General features: G+C 53.4%; 19 protein-coding genes. 12 read left to right on the plus strand and 7 right to left on the minus strand.

Translation table 11 applies throughout. From position 1 onward, the window contains the following. Positions 1-2: 2 nt before the first annotated feature. Together D467_RS0108885 and D467_RS0108890 are read right to left on the minus strand one after the other, a co-directional pair. Positions 3-596 (minus strand): TRAP transporter small permease, encoded by a 594-nt coding sequence (locus tag D467_RS0108885; RefSeq protein ID WP_018917159.1) that lies wholly within the window; start codon positions 594-596, stop codon positions 3-5. Positions 597-702: 106 nt separating this feature from the next. Then, positions 703-1779, minus strand: a complete 1077-nt coding sequence (locus D467_RS0108890; RefSeq protein ID WP_018917160.1) for a TRAP transporter substrate-binding protein — start codon at positions 1777-1779, stop codon at positions 703-705. Between the two features lie 323 nt (positions 1780-2102). Here D467_RS0108890 and D467_RS0108895 point away from each other — a divergent pair, with 323 nt between their 5' ends. From D467_RS0108895 to D467_RS0108910, 4 genes are all read left to right on the plus strand, one after another. Continuing rightward, a complete protein-coding gene (locus D467_RS0108895; protein WP_018917161.1) occupies positions 2103-3905 on the plus strand; it encodes an IlvD/Edd family dehydratase in 1803 nt (600 codons plus the stop codon). Between the two features lies 1 nt (position 3906). Next, a complete protein-coding gene (locus tag D467_RS0108900) occupies positions 3907-4869 on the plus strand; it encodes a DMT family transporter (RefSeq protein ID WP_018917162.1) in 963 nt (320 codons plus the stop codon). A gap of 31 nt (positions 4870-4900) precedes the next feature. Then, a complete protein-coding gene (locus D467_RS0108905; RefSeq protein ID WP_018917163.1) occupies positions 4901-5671 on the plus strand; it encodes a FadR/GntR family transcriptional regulator in 771 nt (256 codons plus the stop codon). 72 nt (positions 5672-5743) lie between these two features. Further along, complete coding sequence (locus D467_RS0108910; protein WP_018917164.1) at positions 5744-6670, plus strand: Gfo/Idh/MocA family protein; 927 nt, start codon at positions 5744-5746, stop codon at positions 6668-6670. A 75-nt stretch (positions 6671-6745) separates the two neighbouring features. Here the strand turns inward: D467_RS0108910 and D467_RS0108915 are convergent, their stop codons facing one another. The 5 genes from D467_RS0108915 to D467_RS0108935 form a co-directional block, all read right to left on the minus strand. Beyond that, positions 6746-7654 carry an NAD(P)-dependent oxidoreductase gene (locus tag D467_RS0108915; RefSeq protein ID WP_018917165.1) on the minus strand — a complete coding sequence of 303 codons (909 nt, stop codon included), beginning with the start codon at positions 7652-7654 and terminating at the stop codon, positions 6746-6748. A 101-nt stretch (positions 7655-7755) separates the two neighbouring features. After that, the gene (locus D467_RS0108920) at positions 7756-8811 is read right to left on the minus strand and encodes an Ldh family oxidoreductase (protein ID WP_018917166.1); all 1056 of its coding nucleotides are present in this window, start codon (positions 8809-8811) and stop codon (positions 7756-7758) included. A gap of 38 nt (positions 8812-8849) precedes the next feature. Next, on the minus strand, positions 8850-9728 hold the full coding sequence (locus D467_RS0108925; RefSeq protein WP_018917167.1) for an NAD(P)-dependent oxidoreductase: 879 nt from the start codon (positions 9726-9728) through the stop codon (positions 8850-8852). Positions 9729-9796: 68 nt separating this feature from the next. Beyond that, the gene (locus D467_RS0108930; protein WP_018917168.1) at positions 9797-10765 is read right to left on the minus strand and encodes a GntR family transcriptional regulator; all 969 of its coding nucleotides are present in this window, start codon (positions 10763-10765) and stop codon (positions 9797-9799) included. 27 nt (positions 10766-10792) lie between these two features. Beyond that, positions 10793-12322 carry a UxaA family hydrolase gene (locus D467_RS0108935; protein WP_018917169.1) on the minus strand — a complete coding sequence of 510 codons (1530 nt, stop codon included), beginning with the start codon at positions 12320-12322 and terminating at the stop codon, positions 10793-10795. A 413-nt stretch (positions 12323-12735) separates the two neighbouring features. Here D467_RS0108935 and gbd point away from each other — a divergent pair, with 413 nt between their 5' ends. From gbd to D467_RS0108980, 8 genes are all read left to right on the plus strand, one after another. Next, positions 12736-13881, plus strand: a complete 1146-nt coding sequence (gbd, locus tag D467_RS0108940) for a 4-hydroxybutyrate dehydrogenase (RefSeq protein ID WP_018917170.1) — start codon at positions 12736-12738, stop codon at positions 13879-13881. 128 nt (positions 13882-14009) lie between these two features. Beyond that, entirely contained in the window at positions 14010-15002 is a 993-nt protein-coding gene (locus D467_RS0108945) for a tripartite tricarboxylate transporter substrate binding protein (RefSeq protein ID WP_018917171.1), read from the plus strand. A gap of 268 nt (positions 15003-15270) precedes the next feature. After that, positions 15271-16068 (plus strand): HpcH/HpaI aldolase family protein, encoded by a 798-nt coding sequence (locus D467_RS0108950; RefSeq protein WP_018917172.1) that lies wholly within the window; start codon positions 15271-15273, stop codon positions 16066-16068. Between the two features lie 67 nt (positions 16069-16135). Next, positions 16136-17122: a tripartite tricarboxylate transporter substrate binding protein gene (locus D467_RS0108955; protein WP_155826460.1), complete on the plus strand. Its 987-nt coding sequence runs from the start codon at positions 16136-16138 to the stop codon at positions 17120-17122. A gap of 9 nt (positions 17123-17131) precedes the next feature. After that, entirely contained in the window at positions 17132-17626 is a 495-nt protein-coding gene (locus D467_RS0108960; protein WP_018917174.1) for a tripartite tricarboxylate transporter TctB family protein, read from the plus strand. Then, entirely contained in the window at positions 17614-19119 is a 1506-nt protein-coding gene (locus D467_RS0108965) for a tripartite tricarboxylate transporter permease (RefSeq protein ID WP_026285686.1), read from the plus strand. Before D467_RS0108960 ends, D467_RS0108965 begins: the two co-directional genes overlap by 13 nt. A gap of 415 nt (positions 19120-19534) precedes the next feature. Beyond that, entirely contained in the window at positions 19535-20932 is a 1398-nt protein-coding gene (locus tag D467_RS0108975; protein WP_018917177.1) for a GntP family permease, read from the plus strand. 83 nt (positions 20933-21015) lie between these two features. Further along, positions 21016-21515, plus strand: a 500-nt coding sequence (locus tag D467_RS0108980) for a dihydroxy-acid dehydratase domain-containing protein (RefSeq protein WP_018917178.1), incomplete at its 3' end; no start/stop codon positions are given.

Raw genomic sequence — 21515 nt, forward strand, 5'->3', positions numbered from 1 at the left:
GTCTAACGGTCTCCATCAGCGGTGGGCATGACGTTCGGCGAGCGTATCTGCAAAATGCTTTGCCAGGCGCGCCAGATAGCCACGGCGGCAATAAAGGCGGCGCAAAGTACCAGCGAGACATTGACGATATTCCACGGCACGCCAAGGATTGCGGTACGCCCGGAGGCACGCGACATCACCAGAAAGCCACCCCAGACAATGACCCCCATCAGCGCGGTGATCACCAGATGCTGAAACAGATACAGCGCATGAGCGGCGCGCGGTTTTAACCTGCGCACCAAGATATCCACCGCAATATGTTCATAGCGGGCGAATGCCGCCGCGGCACCCAGGAAAATCAGCCAGATAAACAGCATGCGTGCCAGCTCATCAGCCCAGGGCAGCGAGTGATTCAATACGGCACGTCCCACTACGTTGGCTGACACCGACAAGATGAGCGCTACCAGTAGAGCCGCAATCGTGTGTTCCATCGCCAGGGTCAGCCAACGAAACAGCGCAGGGCCGCGGCGCTGTTCGGTATCGATCTCCAGCGGTTCGCGCTGAGGGTCGTCGAAAAAGGCCGCGGTATCCGGAATGGGAGTATCAGGTTTGTCCATGTGCTCTCCGAAAAGACAGGTAACGACCATGCAAGAGGCGTTGGCCTCTTGCATGGTCTAGTCGTGGAAAATGCGCACGAGAGCAATCCGAAGTATCAGCGGATACCTATTGGGCTGCTGTCGATCCGGCGAGCCGCTGGAACTCTGCCACTAAGTCTTCACCAATGCGTGGTGCCCACTCGTCATAAACCGGCTGTACGGCTTCCTGGAAAGCGGCTATCTGCTCGTCATTAAGACGGGTAATTTGCATGCCACGCTCTTCAAGCTGGTCGCGTGCCCAGTCGTCGTACTCGGCCGAAAGCTGGATTTCATAATCGGCGGCCTGCAGGGCGGCTTCCTGGACCAGCTCCTGATACTCAGGGTCAAGGCGATCCCAGGTACGCTGAGAGATCATCTTGATAAAGGGGGTGTAAACGTGACGTGTTTCGGAGCCGTAGTCCTGCACTTCGTAGAAGTTGGACGTCAGGATGGTACTCCAGGGATTTTCCTGGCCATCGACAACACCTTGTTCCATGGCTGAGAACAGCTCGCCGAATGCCATGGGCGTCGGGTTGGCGCCGAGTGCCTGCCAGATAGCCAGGTGAACGGGGTTTTCCATGGTGCGCACGGAAAGACCGCGAACGTCTAAACCGGCTACGTCTTCCGGCGATGAAACTTCGCGTGCGCTATTGGAAAGCTGGCGGAATCCGTTTTCAGCAAAGGCCAGTGCCTTGATGCCGGTGCCGTCAAACGCGTCGAGCATCTCTTGAGCGGCGTCGCTACGCATGGCCTCAATGGCGGCCTCACGAGTAGGAAGCAGGAACGGCAGGTCGAAAACTGACAGCTCTTCAACGTAGCCGGTAGCGGGGGAGGACGATGGGTAGGTCATGTCCAGCGTACCGGTCTGGAGCATTTCCATCATCTGCACGTCGTCACCCAGCTGGCTGTTGGGGAAGATATTGACGCTGATTCTTCCTTCGCTGCGCTGGTCAAGAATATCCGCAAAGTACTTGCTGGAAATGTACTGAGGCGAGGTTTCGGCGAGGCCAAGCCCCATGCGTAGGGTCACGTTGCCGTGGTCACCTACAACGCCACCTTCGATCTCGGGCGGGTCAGAAAGATCGGGCGTTTGCGCGTAAGCCATGCCTGAGCTGAGCAGCGTAGCACCGGCCATTAACAGGGTGCGCTTCCAAAGATAATGCATCGTTATCACTCTCCTGGCGTACAGCAGGCCGCTTCGAAGAACGTCTTGCAAGCGAGCTGCAACATGGTTGTTGTTATGTTTGTGCGGCACTTCCCTCGTGAGATAAGCGCCGCAGCCCTGCACTGAATGTCTAACGTTTTGAAGATATGTTCAACATATACTTTTGTATGTATCGACGATTCGGTGGAGAACGCGTACCGTCATGGCAACCCACTCCTTGCGTTTAAAGGAGATTATTTCATTGAGAATGTTAGTAGGGTCGGCTGTGTGGTTTAGGCACGCCTACTGACGTTTTACCTTTACTTTAGGCGTGGAGCGCAGTCATGGCCAACCCTCATCGAATAACCCCTGAGCAGTTGCGTTCACGTTACTGGTTCGATAACCCTGACCACCCCGGCACCACGGCGCTGTGTGTTGAGCGTTACCTCAATTACGGCATTACCTTGGATGAGTTGACGAGCGGTAAACCGATTATTGGTATCTGCCAGTCAGGGTCTGACTTAACCCCGTGCAACCGCCACCATATTGACTTGGTTAAGCGGGTTAAAGACGGCATTCGCGCGGCGGGTGGCGTGCCGTTTGAATTTCCCATGCATCCTATTCATGAAAATGTGCGTCGGCCTACCGCGGCGTTGGATCGCAACCTAGCCTACCTGGGGCTGGTGGAGGTGCTCCATGGCTATCCGTTGGACGGCGTGGTGCTAACCACCGGCTGTGACAAAACCACTCCCGCCGCGCTGATGGCTGCGGCAACGGTAAATATCCCCGCGATTGTGCTGTCCGGTGGGCCGATGCTAAACGGCTGGCGGGGCTCCGAGCGGGTGGGCTCGGGCACGATTATCTGGGAGCTGCGCAAGCGTCTGGCAGCGGGAGATATCGACTACGCCGAGTTTCTTTCCCGCGCCAGCGACTCAGCGCCTTCGATTGGCCACTGCAATACCATGGGCACGGCGTCCACCATGAACTCCATGGCGGAGGTATTGGGCATGAGTCTGCCGGGCTCGGCGGTCATTCCCGCGCCCTATAAAGAGCGCGCGATGGTGGCTTATGACACCGGCGTGCGAATCGTCGATATGGTCTGGGAAGACCTGCGCCCGCTGGATATTCTGACCCGCGAAGCGTTTGAGAATGCCATCGTGGCCTGCTCGGCGCTGGGCGGCTCGTCCAACGCGCCGGTTCACATTAACGCTATCGCCCGTCATGCAGGCGTTGAGCTTAATAACGATGACTGGCAGCGCCTGGGTCACGAGATTCCGCTGCTGGCCAACGTGATGCCTGCCGGTGCTTTTCTGTGTGAAGAGTTCTACCGTGCGGGTGGCGTGCCCGCGATCCTCCATGAACTACAGGGGGCCGGCAAGCTGCACAGCGATGCGTTGACGGTGAATGGCCGCTCTCTGGGCGATAATCTGCAGGGCCGGGAAACCCAGGACCCTGACGTGATTTGCCGCTACGCCGAGCCGCTGGTGGCCCATGCAGGGTTTCTCAATCTCAAGGGCAATCTTTTCGAATCCGCGCTGATGAAAACCAGCGTTATCTCAAGGGATTTCCGCGAGCGCTTTCTGAATGACCCAAGCGACCCTGAAGCTTTTGAAGGCAAGGTAGTGGTGTTCGATGGTTCAGAAGATTATCACGCGCGTATTGATGATCCGGCGCTGAATATCGATGCCCGCACCATTCTAGTGATGCGTGGCGCTGGCCCGGTAGGGCATCCCGGCGGCGCCGAGGTGGTCAACATGCAGCCGCCCGAGGCGTTGATCAAACAGGGGATTGAATCGCTGCCCTGCCTGGGCGATGGGCGGCAGTCAGGTACTTCCGGCTCGCCGTCGATTCTCAACGCGTCTCCAGAAGCGGCCACCGGGGGCGGGCTGGCGCTGCTTGAGAGCGGTGATCAGCTGCGGGTTGATCTTAAGCGTGGCGAGGTGCAACTGCTGATTGACGCCAGTGAGCTGGAAGCACGCCGCAAGCGTTTGGCTCAGCAGGGCGGCTACCGTTATCCAGGCCACCAGACCCCTTGGCAAGAGATTCAGCGCAGCATGGTCGAGCCGCTGGATCGCGGCATGACGTTAGAACCTGCGACCAAGTACCGCGATGTGGCCCGCCAGCATCCGCCCAGAGATAATCACTAGCATGAGTCGCTTTAGCGCTCTCTCTCATCGCCAGCAGGGGCTGCTGTTGACCGGTGGCGGTGCGATGATCATGGCGCCGGATGCTTTGCTGATCAAGGTAGCCGACCTGCCGGATGCCGAGATTCTCATGTGGCGCGGTTTTCTCTCCGCGCTGGGGTTTTTACTAATCGCCCTGGCGCGCTATGGCCGCGGCACGTTGGCGGCCTATCGCCGCTGTGGTTGGACCGGCATCGCCGTGGCGCTACTGTTCAGCCTGACCACCTGCGGTTTTGTGCTTGGCAATCAGTACACCAAGGCAGGCAACGTGTTGATGATACTGGCCAGTGCGCCGCTGATCGCAGCAATTCTCTCCTGGGTCATTCTCAAGGAGCGCTTGCCACGGCGGACGTGGCTCGCGATCTGTTTATGCATGGCGGGTGTCGCCATGATTGCGTTAGATGACTCGGGCGCAGGCTCGTGGGTAGGCAACGCTTTCGCCTTGGTGACGGCGACGACCCTGGCGATTAACTTTACCCTCTGCCGTACGCGGCCGGGGGTGGATATGAGCCCGATGCTGGTATTCAACGGCCTTATTGTAGGAAGCGTAGCAGGGATTTTCTGGCTGGCGGGGAGCGAGCCGTCCTTGCCCGCTACAAATCAACTTGCGGTGGTGGTATTGCTTTGCCTGATCATTGTGCCTTGCGGCGTCACGCTGTTGCAGCGCGGGCCGTTGTATCTGCCTTCCGCTGAAGTCGGCTTGCTGCTGTTGCTGGAAGTCGTAGTGGGCACGCTGCTGGCCTGGTGGATTCTGGCTGAACAGCCCGCACCGGTCGCCATGGTGGGCGGCGCTTTGGTGCTTGGCACGCTAAGCGCTAAAGGCCTTTATGAACGGCGGCTGGAGCTTAGGCAGCGCGCCGGGCTTGAAACTATTGCCGTCGCCGAAACGACGCCGCCTGTCACCGTAGACCGGTCAAGTACGTTATGATTGGCTGGAATTGAAATAGGGTCTTATCGCAGTGACATCATCTCTCAGTAAGCCGTCGGCTCGCCCCAGTATCGCTGAACACCTCGCCGAGGAGATCTTCGGCGGGCGCTATCGCCCCGGCGACTTTGTGCCGCGTGAATTGGATCTATGCGAACGCTTTGCCATCAACCGCTCGGCGGTGCGTAGCGACCTGCGCCAACTGGTGGAGGCGGGCATTATTGAGCGTATCTCTGGCCACGGCTCCAAGGTGCGTGAGTACTCAGAGTGGCATATTCTCGATGTCCAGGTGACCGACTGGCTGACCCGTTATGCGGCCCCCAATCCCGATATTCAGCGCGAAATCCTCGCATTTCGCCTGGATGTTGAACCCTATGTGGCGATGACTGCCGCCAAGCGCGCCAAGGCACGTGATTTAGTGGCCATCGAAGAGGCCTTTGAAGGGCTGGGGCAGAACCTGCGCAACGCGACCTGCCAAGAGGAGCGGCGTTTACACAGCGAATGTGATATTGCCTTTCACGAGGCAATCTTCAAGGCGACCCACAATATCGTCTGGGCGCAGCTGTCGCATATCCTGCGACCCTCCATCTACCTGCTGGTCTCGATGTCGAACGAAAGCGCCTCTGATCCGGAAGAGAGCCTGGAACGTCATCGCCAGCTGATGGAAAGCATCCGGCTGCGTCGCCCTCGCGAGGCGTTTCTGGCGGCTCAGGCAGTATTGGCGGGCACGGCAGAAGCGCTAGGGCTTGAGCATAGCGTCAGCTCATTAGGGCGCAGCGTTGAGCTGCCCAATACTGCTCCCTGAATCTATTTCTCGTTAAGCTTTCACATTAAACCTTTCACATTAAACCTTTCACATCAAAACGAAGGCAAGCACATGTCTGACTTCAAACTCGGCCTAGTGGGTGTGGGCAAAATCGTTCGCGACCAACACCTTCCGGCGATAGCCACCATCCCGCACTGCCAGCTTGTCGCCACGGCAGATCCACACGCAACATTTCCGGATGTACCTGCCTATCAAGACCTGAGCGCGATGCTTGATGCCCACCCTGAAATAACCGCTGTGGCAATCTGTACGCCGACGCACCTGCGTTACTCTCAGGCACGCCTTGCATTGCTGCGTGGCAAGCATGTGCTGCTGGAAAAGCCACCCGGGGCCACACTCAGTGAAGTGGAAAGCTTGATTTCGCTGGCTGCAGAGCAGGGCGTTAGTCTGTTTGCCGCCTGGCACTCACGCTTTGCCCCCGGCGTTGCACAAGCCAAACAGTGGCTTGCAGCGTGCCAAGTACAGCGCGTTGAGATCGAGTGGAAAGAAGACGTACGGGTATGGCACCCAGGTCAGGCGTGGATATGGCAACCGGGCGGGATGGGGGTGTTTGATCCCGGTATCAACGCGCTTTCAATCGTCACCAGCATTCTTCCCCAAGCGTTTTTTCTGCGCCAGGCTCAGTTATGGGTGCCGACTAACTGCCAGACCCCGATTGCCGCTGAGCTGTCTTTTACCGATCCAAACGGTGCCGAGATTGAGGCGGTCTTTGATTTTCGCCAAACTGGCCCGCAAACCTGGGATATCCATGTCGATACGGATAAAGGCCGTTTGAGCCTGACCCTGGGTGGGCGGCGCCTGATGATTAACGACGAGCTTAAAGTGGATGAGGAGGAGCGCGAGTATGCCGGCCTTTATAACCACTTTATTGAGCTTGTCGCCAGCGGGCGTAGTGACGTGGATGTCGCGCCGCTACGCCAAGTGGCTGACGCGTTTTTATATGGCCACCGCGAGGCAACCGACGCGTTTGTGGAATGAACGGCTACCAAGTCGCGGTGGAAAGAGTCGCGGTAGAAGGTTAAGCCGCGATGGCGAGGTAGCCGAGGGCCTATCTCAGTGCTTGTTGCCGTCTGAGGCCATTTTATTGCGCTGCATGCAGCTGTCGTAAGCCTGGGGAACGAAGCTCTCTTCCCCCACGTCATTTCGAGCCTGTTTAAGGAACTCGCAAAGTGGGGGAAGCATGTCGGACGTTAGTCGGTAATCGCTTAGCGTTTCAGCCAGGTAGCGCATGTCTTTCTCTGCATTTCCAAGGCTGAACTGCAGTTTCGTGCACTCTTTCTGCAGCACCCACTCCATAACCGGAGCCAGCATGGCGCTATTGGCACCGCCCTGAGAACAGATTTCCAGCAGTTTCTCCTGCGGGACATCCATTCCGGCAGCCATGGTAGCGGCTTCGCTAACCAGCGCTGCAGCACCCAGCGACAGGAAGTTATTAATCAGTTTCAGCTTATGCGCTGACCCGACGGCACCCACATGAAAGATGTTCTCGGCGAAGCTTTCGATGACCGGCGTAATGCGTGTAACCGTTGATGTATCGCCTCCCAGCATGACGTTGAGCCGCCCCTCACGGGCTTCGCGCGGCGTACGGGCTAACGGCGCGTCAACCAGGGTGACTCCTTGCTGTGCGACAGTTTCAGCAAGGCGCTCGGTTGATTCAGGATGGGCCGTAGAGCAGTCGACAATAATCAGTCCTTCATGGGCCCCGACCATCAAACCATCGGCTCCGGTCACAATCTCACTAACCTGTTCGGATGTCTTGACGCAGATAAAAACAATATCGCTGTTTTTGGCCATCTCGGCAGCACTTGCAACTTCAACTGCCCCTTCGGCAGAGAGCACCTCTAAAGGCGAGCGATTGCGGTGAGCCATAACGCTTAGCGGGTAGCCATTACGCACTATATTGCGGGCCATTTCCTTACCCATTAAGCCGAGCCCGATGAATCCGATACGTTCCTGTTTCATGGTGACCTCCAATTAGTTATTTGATTACGTCTTAGATAACGCTCACTTGTCTGAACCTGAACCTGAACCTGAACCTGAACCTAAATCGAAACAGAAAGCGGTTATTGGCGTGTCTGAGGGAAAGCAACGCCTAAACGCTCTGACCAATCGTGAAGCGCTTCGGGAACACCCTCTGGAAGCGGGACGCCTTGTTGTGAGTAGCGCTTGTGTAAATCGAGCCCGCGCTCTCCAGGAATGCGTACCTGAGGATCGCCTTCGGCGACTGGGTTGTTACGGCACGCATCGGCCAGCGCGCCGGTTTCACGCTTGAACGCTTCAAGCCCACCAAAGGCTTCCGGGTCCAGCACCTGCACCATGACCGAAGCACCCCACTGCGAAGGCGCCTGGACGCGCCCGAACCCCGCCAGACCAGACGTCAAGGCTTCCACCATGAGCCCTAGTGCGTAGCCTTTGTGGCCATGGTCCAGCCCACCGATGGGCATAATACTGCCTTTGGGCTCGTTGAAAAGTACCTCGGGGCGATCAGTCGCCTGGCCTTGGTTGTCTTTAAGCCACGGATAAGGCAAGCGGCTATTTTGCTTGTTAAGCCGCCCCACCATGCCATTGGTGGTAATGGATGTGCTGACATCCAAAAGGACAGGGCCTGAATCAGTCGGGTAGCCCACGGCGATTGGGTTGGGCGTATGGGTCGCCTCTAGCCCGCCATACGGGGCAACGGATTTAGTCGCCGGATCGGATGATTCAATCACCACCACAAGATCTTGATCGGTAGCACGCTTTAGGTAGGCGGCCAGGCAGGCAATATGGTTAGAGCGTCGAATCACAACCGTACCGGTACCGCAGTCGCGCGCCATGAATTCCGCGGCTTCCATGGCTTTGAGGATCAGCCACGGCCCGGGTAGATAGCGGCCATCCCAGGTCTGTACGGCGGAACGTTTGGAAATGACCTCATAATCTCCGGTAACCGGCATGCGGCCTGACTGTATTTCCTCAAGATAAGGAGCAAGAAGTTGCAGCCCGTGAGTGGTATGCCCCATCAGGTCGCCTTCGACCAATACCTTAGCGACGGCCTTGGCTTTATCCTCATCAAGGCCTGCGGCTAAAAGTAAGTCAGTGCTGAAGCGCGTTATTTCCTGAACATCGTAATGTTGGCTCATTGTGTTTATTTTCCCGGCGTTATGAGTGGACGGATTGCTTATTGGTTGTGGCGTCTGAGCTGGCGTATCAGGGCGCTATGGTCAAGATCACCCTCTCCCTGGGCGATAAGCGCTTCATAAAGCCCGTTGACCATCGAGGAGACTGGCAACTTAAGCTGCAATTGCTGGGCCAAGGCCATGGCGGTCTGGGTGTCTTTCAATTGCCATTTCGACGGCCCGCCGGGAGTAAAATCCTCCTTGATCATGCGCTGGCCGTGGATACGCAGAATGGTCGAATCGGCAAAGCCTCCTTGCAGCGCGTTCAACATCTGCGCAGGGTCAGCTCCCCCTTGCTCTGCCAGTAATATGGCTTCGGCCACGGTAGCAATGGTATTGGCCACGATCATCTGATTGGCAAGCTTGACCAGCTCACCGCTGCCCGCTGGGCCAACATGTACCGGCCTGCCGAGCGATAGGAGGATGGGCTCAACGGCTTTGAAGCTTGCAGCGTCTCCGCCCGCCATGATGGCCAGGGTGCCATCAATCGCCCCCTGCTCACCACCGGATACCGGCGCGTCCAAGTAGTGAATCTGATAGGTTGCGGCCTCCTCAGCTTGGCGGCGTGCCGTCTCGACCGGGATGGAACTCATGACGATCAGAGTGGCGCCAGGCTGCATGGCATTGAGCAGGCCATCTGGACCTAACAGTAATTCATCGCACACCGGCCCCGAGCTGAGCATAACGATCACAACATCGCTTTCGGTGACTGCCTGTTCAGGCCTTTCCACTGTCTCGACACCCACCGTTTCCAGGCTGTCGGCCTTGCTCTTTGTCCGGTTCCAGGCACGCACCTGGTGGCCTGCTTTGGCCAAGCGCCGTGCCATAGGAGCACCCATAATGCCGGTGCCAATAAAGCCGATAGACCGTAACGTTGTCATTATTAGTTCCTCTAACGCTGGGGAGACTGTTAAACCGCTTTTATTGTTATTGAGGTAATGCTATTGGCTTATCCTCTTAGATAAAGCGGTATGTTTATATCACCTGATTCTCTGAAGTTGATAAGACGCTCAAGCACTTTTGACTCTGAGCGCTCTAAGTGAGCCATTAAGAATTGTGCAGCCAGATGAGGCTTTTGCAGGCGCATTTTTTCGAATACCCACAAGTGCTCATCAAAAAAAGGATCTTGATCAGGAAGTTTAAGTACTCGCCCAAGCAGGTGTTTGCTGATTAATAAGATAGGATGAGTGCGCCGCAGCATATTCATTACTTCCTGGTTATCACCTAAGCTAACGGCGGTATGGTGAAGATCATTTTCTAACTCATCTAGCAATTCACCTTTAATGTCAGGATAGCTGTCTGCGGCGTGCTGGAGTTTGGCAATAAAGCCATTGAGTACACTTTCAGAAATATTCTTGGCGGCACGCGCAATCATGTAAGGTTCTAGTTGGCGGCGTGCTTCATAAAGATTGTGCAGTCGCTTGTCATCTAAGGGGACCACACTCCAGCTGTTATATTTAATCTTTTCGACTAGGCCGATAGACTGCAAATGGAGCAGGATTTGATGAGTAACCGTGCGGCTGACATTCAGTGATTTGGAAAGCTTGAGTTCATTAAGCTCAAAGGCGCCCTTAATCGAGCATAGAACAATGGCATGTTCGACGCTGTCGATGTGGGCGCGCCAGGAAACGGTTCGATCGACTTTGGGAATGTGGCCACGTTGTTTGAAATCACCTTCACTGAGCGAGCGCCGCACTATCTCTTGCGGCGATGCACCCACCAGATAGCCGCGCCCCTCAAAGCGGCAGATATACTGCTCTTCATGCAACCGGCTCAGGGTTTGGCGAACAGGGGAGCGGCTGATACCAAACAGCTCGGCTATATTCCCCTCAAGCAGCACAAGGCCGGGTTCCAGGCGTTTCCCGACAATACCCTGCTTAAGAGCCGTATAGAGCTGGTCGCGCAGCGTTTGTGTCATAGGTAGTTAGTTGCCCTTAAATAAATATTAGGTAATGGCACCTACCAACCAGGGAACAAACTCATTACTACCATAACCCAGTGACTCGCTAGCACTCATGTCGCCTGAGGCGATGGCGATGATACGCTCAAAAATCTGTTCCCCGACGTCTTCTACACTGGCAGTGCCATCGACGATAACGCCACAGTTTATATCCATGTCTTCATGCATTTTCTCATACATGGAGGTATTGGTTGCGAGCTTCAGGCAGGGCGCGGGTTTAAAACCTGAAACCGATCCTCGTCCGGTAGTAAAGCAGACAACCGTTGATCCAGAGGCAATTTGCCCGGTAACAGAAACGGGGTCGTAGCCCGGGCTATCCATAAAATTAAAGCCACGAGTAGTTATCTTTTCGGCATAGTGCAGCACATCGTTAAGGCTTGAACTGCCACCTTTCGCAACGGCCCCTAGTGACTTTTCAAGAATCGTCGAAAGCCCGCCCGCTTTATTGCCCGGCGACGGGTTGTTATTTAACTCGGCACCATTTATTTCGGTGTAATGCTTCCACCATGTAATACGATCAAGCAGCTTTTGCGCGACGTTTTCGTTGATAGAGCGATCTATCAGAAGGTTCTCAGCGCCGTAAATCTCGGGAGTTTCTGCAAGGATCACGCTGCCCCCATGTTGCACGATAAGGTCAGCCGCGTGGCCAAGCGCGGGGTTCGCCGTAATCCCTGAATACCCATCTGAGCCGCCACACTGCAGTGCAACCACAAGGTGCTTTAGGGGCGCAGGTTCACGCCGCATCTGCCCATGCTGAGCAGCCATTTGCATAATGTGATCGCACGCGGTTTTAATGCTGGTACGGGTTCCTCCCGCATCCTGAATATTGAAGTAAGCTAGCCGCGAAGCGTCTTCTAAGCCTTTTTTTGCGACGAGTGTTTTGACCTGATTGGTCTCACAGCCCAAACCGATAATGAGTACAAAGGCAAAATTGGGATGCTGAGCATAACCGGCGATAACGCGCTCAAGAAAAGAAAAGCCTTCTGAGTCCGTGTTCATGGCACAACCCGAGCCATGGGTGATTGCGACGACACCATCGAACCCCATCTGGGTTAGTTCGTCAGACTGATTGAGTGTGTCTGCCGCTGCTTTCGCTACCGTCGCGGAGCAGTTAACGGTCGACAGAATACCAATGTAGTTACGCGTGCCTACGCTACCGTCATCACGTTGAAAGCCCTGGAAGGTGCGTGAACTACTTGTGGTGTCTGTTTGCGGGTGAGGCTGAAAACCTTTTAATGAAGAATCGAGTTCTATCATGGTGAGATTGTGGGTGTGTACATGCTCACCGGGTTCTACGTCCTGCGCCGCTATCCCAATAAGTTGGCCATATTTATAAACAGCCTCGTCCTTATTGATTTTAGTTAACGCAACTTTATGACCAGCATCGATATTCTCTTTAGCAAGGGTGCCATTTTTATCAATCGGAAACCCGTTGGGTACCGCTTTTGAGGCCACACCCACGTTATCCCGAGGGTTGAGCTGAATAATAACGGACGGGGAGTTAATGAGATCCATCGTTTACCTCAAACTTATTATTGGCTTTTTAGGTAAGAGCTATGCGCAAGCTAGTAAGCGGTCACTGTTGATGCACTTTAGCAATTAAGCAGTGCACGTCGATTATACTATCGTCCTATATAATGCTCATTGAATGCAATGTTCATTTGATCTAGATTGCTTTCAGATATCGGATATTTAACCCTTGGTACAGAAGTGGGCGGTAGCCAGCGGATTAATTATCGTCTACCGATAAAGAGTTCAACTTTATGATTTTTATGGATTTTTGTTTTAAGTATTCCTTCATGTTTTCTTCTAGAAGACATAAGTGGCCAAAATATCATCATTGAACTATTGTCATGCAGGTATGCTGTATGACACCTTTAAATAAAATGCATATTTGGTTTCAAGCAAAACAATAATGAGAAATGAAAATGCCCTACATCATCAATTACTTAACGAAAATTCAGTTCGGTGAGAATGCGATTGCAGAGCTAGCTAATGAGCTGAAGTTGCTCAAGGTGAGAAGGCCTCTATTCGTAACTGACAAGGGGCTGAGTAGTACTCCTCTCATTACGCAGGTGATTGAATCTGCAGAACTGTCTAAAGAGTTTAATGAGCAGGCATGCGTTTTCGATGGCACGCCTTCCAATCCTACTGAAGCCGCTGTAGAGCAAGCCCTGACGTTCCTGCGAGAAAGCGAGTGTGATGGCATTGTGGCCGTGGGCGGTGGTTCCAGCATTGATTTGGCTAAAGCAGTCGCTTTACTTTTTAACCACCCCGCGCCATTACGCCAGTACGCGGCGATCGAGGGTGGGGTCGCTAAGATCAATGCCGATGTGCTGCCGCTGATTGCGGTACCCACCACCGCGGGTACGGGCAGTGAGGTGGGGCGCGCCTCTCTGATTACCATGAAAGATGACCGGAAACTGGGTTTTCTTTCTCCGTATCTGATTCCCGCTGTCGCTATCTGCGACCCACGTTTAACGCTCGGTTTACCACCGTTTCTAACTGCCGCAACGGGCATGGATGCGATTGCTCACTGTGTTGAAACCTTTTTAAGCCCTAAAGTGAATCCTCCTGCTGAGGCGATTGCATTGGACGGCCTGAAGCGCGCGAGCGCCCATCTGGTCGAGGCGGTTGAAAACGGCACTAACTTAACCGCTAGAAATGAAATGATGATGGCTGCCCTTGAAGGAGCGATGGCGTTTCAGAAAGGGTTGGGGGCGGTGCACTCTCTATCCCATGCGTTAGGCGGGCTGCACGAGCTAAAACTTCACCACGGCACGCTCAATGCCGTGCTAATGCCGACTGTTCTCAGGTTTAACCAGCGTGATTGCGAGGAAAAATTTGCTCGCCTCAAAGATGCGATGGGGCTTGCTCAGGGGGACGATGTAGCCGAAGCATTTGAAAAGCTCAATATTAAGTTGGGCATGCCTTCCAGCCTGAGTGAAATGGGCGTTAGAGAAGAACATCTAGACCAAGTGGCACAGTGGGCATTGGAAGACCACTCTACGGCTACCAACCCACGTGCACCTTCCAAAGAAGACTTTTTCAAGATGCTTAATGAGGCTTTCTAAAAGATAAGGTTTATCGGCTTAATAGAAATAAAGGAAGTTTTTGGCAGGATCGCAATAAAGGATGGAACCCGGCAGTTTCAAAAAACCATAATCAAATCCAGGCAGTTAACGACTAAAGGAAAGTGGATATGACAATTACAAACCATTCTCTCAAGATCAAGACACTCCTCGCTTCCAGCGTAGCGGCAGCGGTTCTGGTGGCCTCTGGCGCAGCCCTTGCGGATTATCCAGAACGTCCTATTACGCTGATTGTACCCTGGGCTGCGGGTGGCGGCACTGATGCGACAGCGCGTACTATCGCCCGCGCACTGGAAGAAGAGCTGGGCCAGAACGTTAACGTTGTTAACCGCACCGGGGGCAGTGGCGTTGTTGGTCATACTGCCATGATCAATGCCAAGCCGGATGGCTATACGCTTGGTCTGGCGACCGGTGAAGTGAACATGATGCATTGGCAGGGTTTAACCAATCTTACCTATGAAGACTTCACCCCGATTGCGCAAATCAACTATGACTTCCCCGGCATACAGGTCGCCGCAGATTCTCCTTATGAGAGCCTTGAAGAGCTGCTCGAAGCTATACGAACTGAGCCTAAGGGCACGTTTACTGCCTCCGGCACCGGCCAAGGTGGTGTTTGGCATTTAGCCTTTGCGGGTTTTTTGATGGACCAGGATATTCCCGCTGACCAGGTTACTTGGATTCCTAGCGAAGGCGCGGCGCCAGCGATGGTAGAGCTGGTATCTGGGGGTATTGATATCGTACCCAGCTCCGTGCCGGAAGGCCGCTCCATGATGGAAGCCGGGCGGGTTAAAAGCTTTGCAGTGATGTCGCCTGAGCGTATCCCCAGCTTTCCTGATATCCCCACCACCAGCGAATTGATCGACACTAACTATCAAGTGGGCGAGTGGCGAGGTATTGCCGGTCCTAAAGGCATGGACCCGGAGATAGTGGCAACGCTTGAGGCAGCCTTAGAAGCTGCTTACAACAGCGATACTTATCAAGGTTTTATGGATCAGCAAGGCTTTGGTACCGAATGGCGTAATGCGGAAGAATTCGGGCAGCTGATGCAAGAGATGGATAGCGTCTTCGGTGAAATTGTTGAACAGGTTGGCTTAGCTAACTGAGGCACGACACGGTAGGCGGTTTCTCACAATAGGATCTGTTGTTGTAGAAACCGCCACTACTTAATCGTTTCCTGATTTGTCACGTTTATATGGCCTTTGCTTTTCTCCTCCTCACCAGGAAGAGTGGGTCTTAAGCAGGCCGTATTCGCGCTATGGCATAAACGAAGACGTGGCGTTCAACAAGCCAGCGCTTATAAAACTTGGTCAGTCAATGATGTAGGTGATCTTCAGCCAGTGGTTTTCATCTGCCTTCCAAAGGAGTCAATGCATGCAATTGCCCACTAATCCCTTTAAAAACATGCTGATCAAGCGCGAACCCATGTGGGGTTGCTGGGCTGGCTTTGCGACGGGGTATGCCGCTGAAATAATCGCTAACACCGGGTTCGACTGGCTGCTGATCGATGGTGAGCATGCTCCAAATACGGTGCCCACTATTTTGGCCCAGCTGCAGGCCGTGGCGCCTTACTCATCTGCTCCCGTTGTGCGTAGCGTTAATCACGACCCTGCATTGATCAAGCAGTTACTGGATATAGGCACGCAAACATTGATGGTGCCGATGGTGGAAAGTGCTGAGCAAGCGGCCGCGCTGGTACGGGCAACACGTTACCCGCCGCATGGCGTACGCGGTGTGGGCGGTGGGTTGGTACGTGCAACCCGATGGGATGGCGTGGATGACTATCTGAACAAAGCGCATGAGTCGCTTTGTCTGATTGTCCAGATTGAGTCACCTAAAGGTGTTGAGCAGGCAGAAGCCATTGCCGCCACCGACGGCGTGGATGCGATTTTTATTGGCCCAGCAGATCTTTCGGTGGGAATGGGGTACCCCGGCAATCCTGGCCACCCCGATGTCCAAAGTGCGATACAAAAAGTGATTAAGACGGTTCATGCGGCAGGCAAACCAGTAGGAATTTTGGCGCCGATTGAGGAGGATGCGCGTCGCTATCAGGCGTTAGGCTGCCAATTTATTGCGGTAGGAATCGATATCAGCTTGCTCCGTCAGGGGGCGCTGGCAACGCTTGCCCGCTATAAAGAGCTGCCTCCTCAACCGTCAACCAGAACCTACTGATTCAGACGCCTTAAGCCGTCTTCATAACCATAAAATGTAAGCCAGCAACTACCAGAGGATATTTAAAATGATAATGACAAACCATTCTCTAAAAACACTCATTACATCCAGTATAGCGGCAGCCATTATGGTGGCCTCTGGCTCAGCCCTGGCAGACTATCCAGAACGCCCCATTACGCTGATTGTGCCTTGGGCCGCGGGCGGCGGTACTGATGCAACAGCGCGCACCATTGCCCGTGCTCTGGAAGAGGAGTTGGGTCAGAACGTCAACGTGGTGAATCGTACCGGCGGCAGCGGCGTAGTTGGGCATACCGCCATACTTAACGCAAAGCCCGATGGCTATACGATTGGCTTGGCGACCGTCGAGGTCAATACCATGCATTGGCAAGGGTTGACGGATTTGACTTACGAAGACCTTACCCCCATTGCGCAAATCAACTACGACTCTCCCGGCATTCAGGTCGCGACCGACGGAGCATTCGACAGTCTTGATACGCTAATGGAGGCAATTCGCACCCAGCCCAAAGGCAGCCTCACCGCGTCGGGAACCGGTCAGGGCGGTATTTGGCATCTCGCTTTCGCGGGATTTTTGATGGATCAGGGCATTCCTGCCGACCAGGTTATCTGGGTTCCAAGCGAAGGCTCGGCGCCCGCGATGACAGAGCTGGCATCGGGCGGGGTAGATGTCGTGTCTACGTCAATACCCGAAGCCCGCTCGATGATCGATGCCGGGCGCGTGAAAAGTTTTGCCGTTATGGCCTCGGAGCGTCTTTCGGCTTTCCCCGATATTCCTACTGCCAACGAACTGGTGGGTAGTGACTACCAAGTAGGTGCGTGGCGCGGAATCGTCGGCCCTCAAGGAATGGATGCAGAGGTGGTCGCAACGCTCGAATCGGCGCTCGAGGCTGCTTATCAAAGTGATACGTATCAGGATTTCATGACGCAGAGAGGGTTTGGAACCGAGTGGCGCAATGCGGAAGAATTTGGCCAAATGATGGAAGAGATGGACGGCATTCTCGGTGAAATTGTTGAACAAGTTGGCTTAGCTAACTAAGGAATGACAATGAGAGATGTTTTCGCCGGCATAGGGTTTATGATTGCAGGGATTGTGACGATTATCACAGCCCAGCAATTTCCTACTCTACCCAGCCTTCAGTATGGGCCTTCTTTATTCCCCTCTCTCGTTGGAGGGGGATTTTGCATCGGCGGTGCGGTACTGACCTTAAATTCGCTGTGGCAGAGAAGAAAAGCGGCCGCTCAAGAAGTACAGGATGATCCGACACTCGCCACCTCGCCGCCTGAGAAAATGGGCTGGGCGATGGTGCTGCCCCCCATAGCGATCGTCTTTTATATCCTGGCAAGCGATTACCTGGGGGCAATGCTTACCATAACGATCATTATGTTTTTGCTCATGTTGTTGAGAAAAACAAAGATTTACGTGGCCCTGATAACCTCTGTGGTTATGTCATCCGCTATTTATTTTATTTTCTCGCACTATTTGCTTATTCCATTGCCGCAAGGGGTTTTATTAGGGGGTAGCCTGCCATGGATATCTTGATGAATGGAGTGGGGCTGGTTTTAAATTTTGATACCATCTTGGTTATCTTGGCAGCTTCATTATTTGGCATATTTGTTGGTGCAGTACCCGGTCTTACGGCAACCATGGCTGTCGCACTATTAGTCCCTTTAACCTTCTATATGGACACTATTCCTGCTATTGCTGCCATTGTAACCACATCGGCTATGGCAATATTTGCGGGGGATATTCCCGGTACGTATCTCAATATACCGGGTACACCTGCCTCTGCTGCCTATGTGGGTGAATCGCATGCGTTAGCCAAAAAAGGCAGGGCGAGGGAAGCTCTGGGTATTAATCTGGTCTGCTCCGTTTTTGGCGGTATTTTTGGCACCATCATTTTAATCGTCGTTGCTCAGTCACTCGCGGAAGTAGCGCTCAAGTTCAGTGCGTTTGAGTACTTTTGGCTCGCGGTGCTAGGGCTAAGCTGCTCAATTTTTATCTCTGTAGGCTCTAGAACAAAGGCATTTCTTTCACTGCTTTTTGGCGTCCTGCTGTCAACGGTAGGGCTGGATATGATGAGTGGCGCTCCTCGCTTCACGTTTGGAGTGCCCGATCTTATGGCAGGCATTAACTTCATACCCGTTATGATCGGTATGTTTGCCCTTAATGAACTGATGAGTTACTACGGCTCAAAATCCGAGAAAAAAACCATCAGCGTTGTTGATAAAGATAGTGTTTTCCACAATGTGCCGAGACACGTTAAACGTTATTGGCGCAATATGGTGCGTGGCAGCTCAATCGGCACAATGATTGGCGCGTTACCCGGTGCGGGTGCGGATATCGCCGCCTGGATCTCATATGGTGTGGGAAAAGGCAGGTCAAAAGACAGTTCCAAATATGGTACCGGTAATATCGAAGGCATTGTCGATGCCAGCTCGGCCAATAATTCCGGTATCAGTGGCGCATGGGTTCCCGCTCTGGTCTTCGGGATTCCTGGCGACTCCATTACCGCTATCGTGATTGGCGTTTTGTATATGAAGGGGATGAACCCTGGTCCCACCATTTTTATGGATGGGAGTGGGTTAATCTACGCACTTTTCATTGTGTTTATCTTGGCTAACCTGATGATGCTACCTATTGGCTATATGGCTATCAGATTATCAAAGTTATTCATTCTGACACCCAGCCGAGTATTGATGCCCATCATATTATGCTTTTGCATTGTGGGTGCTTTCGCTATCAACAATAGCGTTGTGGATATCTGGTTAATGCTAATCGTTGGCTTGGTGGCCTATTTACTAGCCGTCAATGATTTCCCCATGGCCCCCGCCATACTCGGTTTGGTCCTGGGCTCGGTTGTTGAAAACAACTTTATGAGCGCCATGCTGCGAACCGGTGGCGACCTCACCAGCTTCTTTGCAAGACCCATCAGTGCAGGGCTTGGCATTGCAGTCATCTTGCTGTGGTGCTCACCGCTGTTGATTAAAGCTTATCGCTATCAAAAGCGTAAATCAGAACGGGCATCAGCATGATCTGTATTAATAAAGCACAGGTTAGTTTGCTGAAAAACCTCTCCTAAGCGCTTGCCTACGCCATCATCGTGCTTGTAAAGAGCCGTGATGGCGTAAAACCATGATACTTAAGCGTGCTCTTATAGCCTTTCGTATCACCTCCTGCTCATTGATTATGCTGAAGACTGGCATGACGCCGTGATGTAGAGGCATTAATTTATCTTCAATCTGAAACAACTTTAGTCTCATCTGAAAATACTCAGCCCCTTCGACTACGCCCATACCACAGGCTTTATGCTTATGTTGATAACTAAAGTGGTATCAATCATTGGGTGTTTTTGTATTTGTTGGTTATTGCCTGGCTGCTTATAGTGCGCTTGCTTTGATAAGTGCGAGATATCGCAGCATTAATAACGACAAACCTTAGGAAAACGCCATGCAAGAAACCACTCAAGCACTGGGGGCTTCTACCCTTGCCCTGATGCTGATAGCAGCTTCCGCCATCATTATTTTGCTGGTATTGATCATCAGGATACGTCTTCATCCATTTTTCGCGCTGGTGATCGTGAGTATTGGTACTGCACTGGCAACCGGCATTACAGGGGAAGATTTAGTTCCAACGCTCTTAGGTGGTTTTGGTAACACCTTAGGCAACGTTGCACTATTGATTGGTTTTGGCGCGGTACTGGGACGTATCGTCGCCGTTTCAGGAGGCGCCCAAGTATTATCCGATACCTTGATTCGCTTATTCGGCCATAGCCGAGCTCCCTTGGGCTTATCAATTGCGTGCTTGCTATTTGGCTTCCCCATTTTTCTTGATGCGGCATTCGTCGTCATGCTGCCGGTCATTTATTCCGTGGCAAGAGAGCTTAAAGCATCGCTATTGCTTTACGGCTTACCAGCGGCAGGTGCCTTTTTGGTCATGCATGCGCTGGTGCCGCCACATCCAGGGCCGGTAGCCGCGGCAGTTTTCCTGCAGGTTGATATTGGGAAAGTGCTGTTTATTGCGCTGCTGGTCGGTTTACCTACTTGGTATTTGATGGGCTACCGTCTATCGCTTGTGCTCGCTAACCGCATGCCGTTTCAACCCGTCCCCAGCCTGATGGGCGAAAGTAATGAAGAGATGCCCGTCGATAAACGCCCGGCATTTCGTACTGTACTTTTAGTGTTGTTACTGCCGCTCGTACTTATTTTCCTCAATACCGGTCTTACAACGCTGTCTGAAGGTGGCGTCGTTGATGCTGAAAACCCGATCTTGCAAGGCTTGATATTGATCGGTGAAACACCGATTGCCATGTTGATCAGCACATGTGTCGCTATGTGGTTGCTGGTCATTCGCTCGTCAGCGCGCAAGGCCATTGGCTCTATTAATGAAACCGTTGAAAAAGCGCTTTCGCCTGTTTGCAGCATTATTTTAATTACCGGTGCTGGGGGAATGTTTGGTGGCGTACTAACCGCGAGCGGTATCGGTGATGCGTTAGCGGCGAGCCTTCAAAACTATGGCTTGCCTATTATCCTGGCAGGTTACGTCATCGCTTCGGTCATTCGTATTGCGCAAGGTTCTGCGACCGTCGCGGGAACTACTGCTGCGGGCATCATGGCCCCAGTCGTGTTGGCTGACCCCTCTCTTTCAGGATTAGCGACAGCCTGTATTGCGGTGGCAATCGTTGCCGGCGCCATCGGCTACTCCCATGTCAACGACTCAGGATTCTGGTTAGTGGGGCGCTTTCTAGGCGTCGATACTAAAACCATGCTTAAAACCTGGACGGTGATTTCGATTGGCATATCACTAATGGCCTTCGGCTTATCCTGGCTGGTATTCACTCTGGTTTAACTAATCATCTGATTCAGGTCGTGTGTTTTTACGGTAACTACAAAAAGACTTAGTGACTGGCAACGAGTGGTAAAGGAGAGATAATGAGCGACGCATCCAAAGAAAATAAACCTTATTTACGTTCAGCCGAGTGGTTTGGCACCGCCGATAAAAACGGCTTTATGTACCGCAGTTGGATGAAAAACCAAGGCATCCCCGACCATGAGTTTCAGGGCAAGCCGATCATCGGCATCTGCAATACCTGGTCGGAGCTAACCCCCTGCAACGCCCACTTTCGCAAGCTGGCGGAGCATGTGAAGCAAGGGGTATTAGAGGCGGGCGGCTACCCGGTCGAATTTCCGGTGTTCTCCAACGGCGAATCGAACCTGCGCCCCACCGCCATGTTTACCCGCAATCTGGCGAGCATGGATGTGGAAGAGGCGATTCGCGGTAACCCGATTGATGCAGTGGTACTGCTGGTCGGCTGTGACAAAACGACTCCCGCACTATTAATGGGCGCGGCGAGCTGCGATATCCCCACGATTGTGGTTACCGGCGGGCCGATGCTCAACGGCAAGCACAAGGGTAAAGATATTGGCTCGGG

This window comes from Vreelandella zhanjiangensis DSM 21076, from assembly GCF_000377665.1.
GTDB lineage: Bacteria > Pseudomonadota > Gammaproteobacteria > Pseudomonadales > Halomonadaceae > Vreelandella > Vreelandella zhanjiangensis.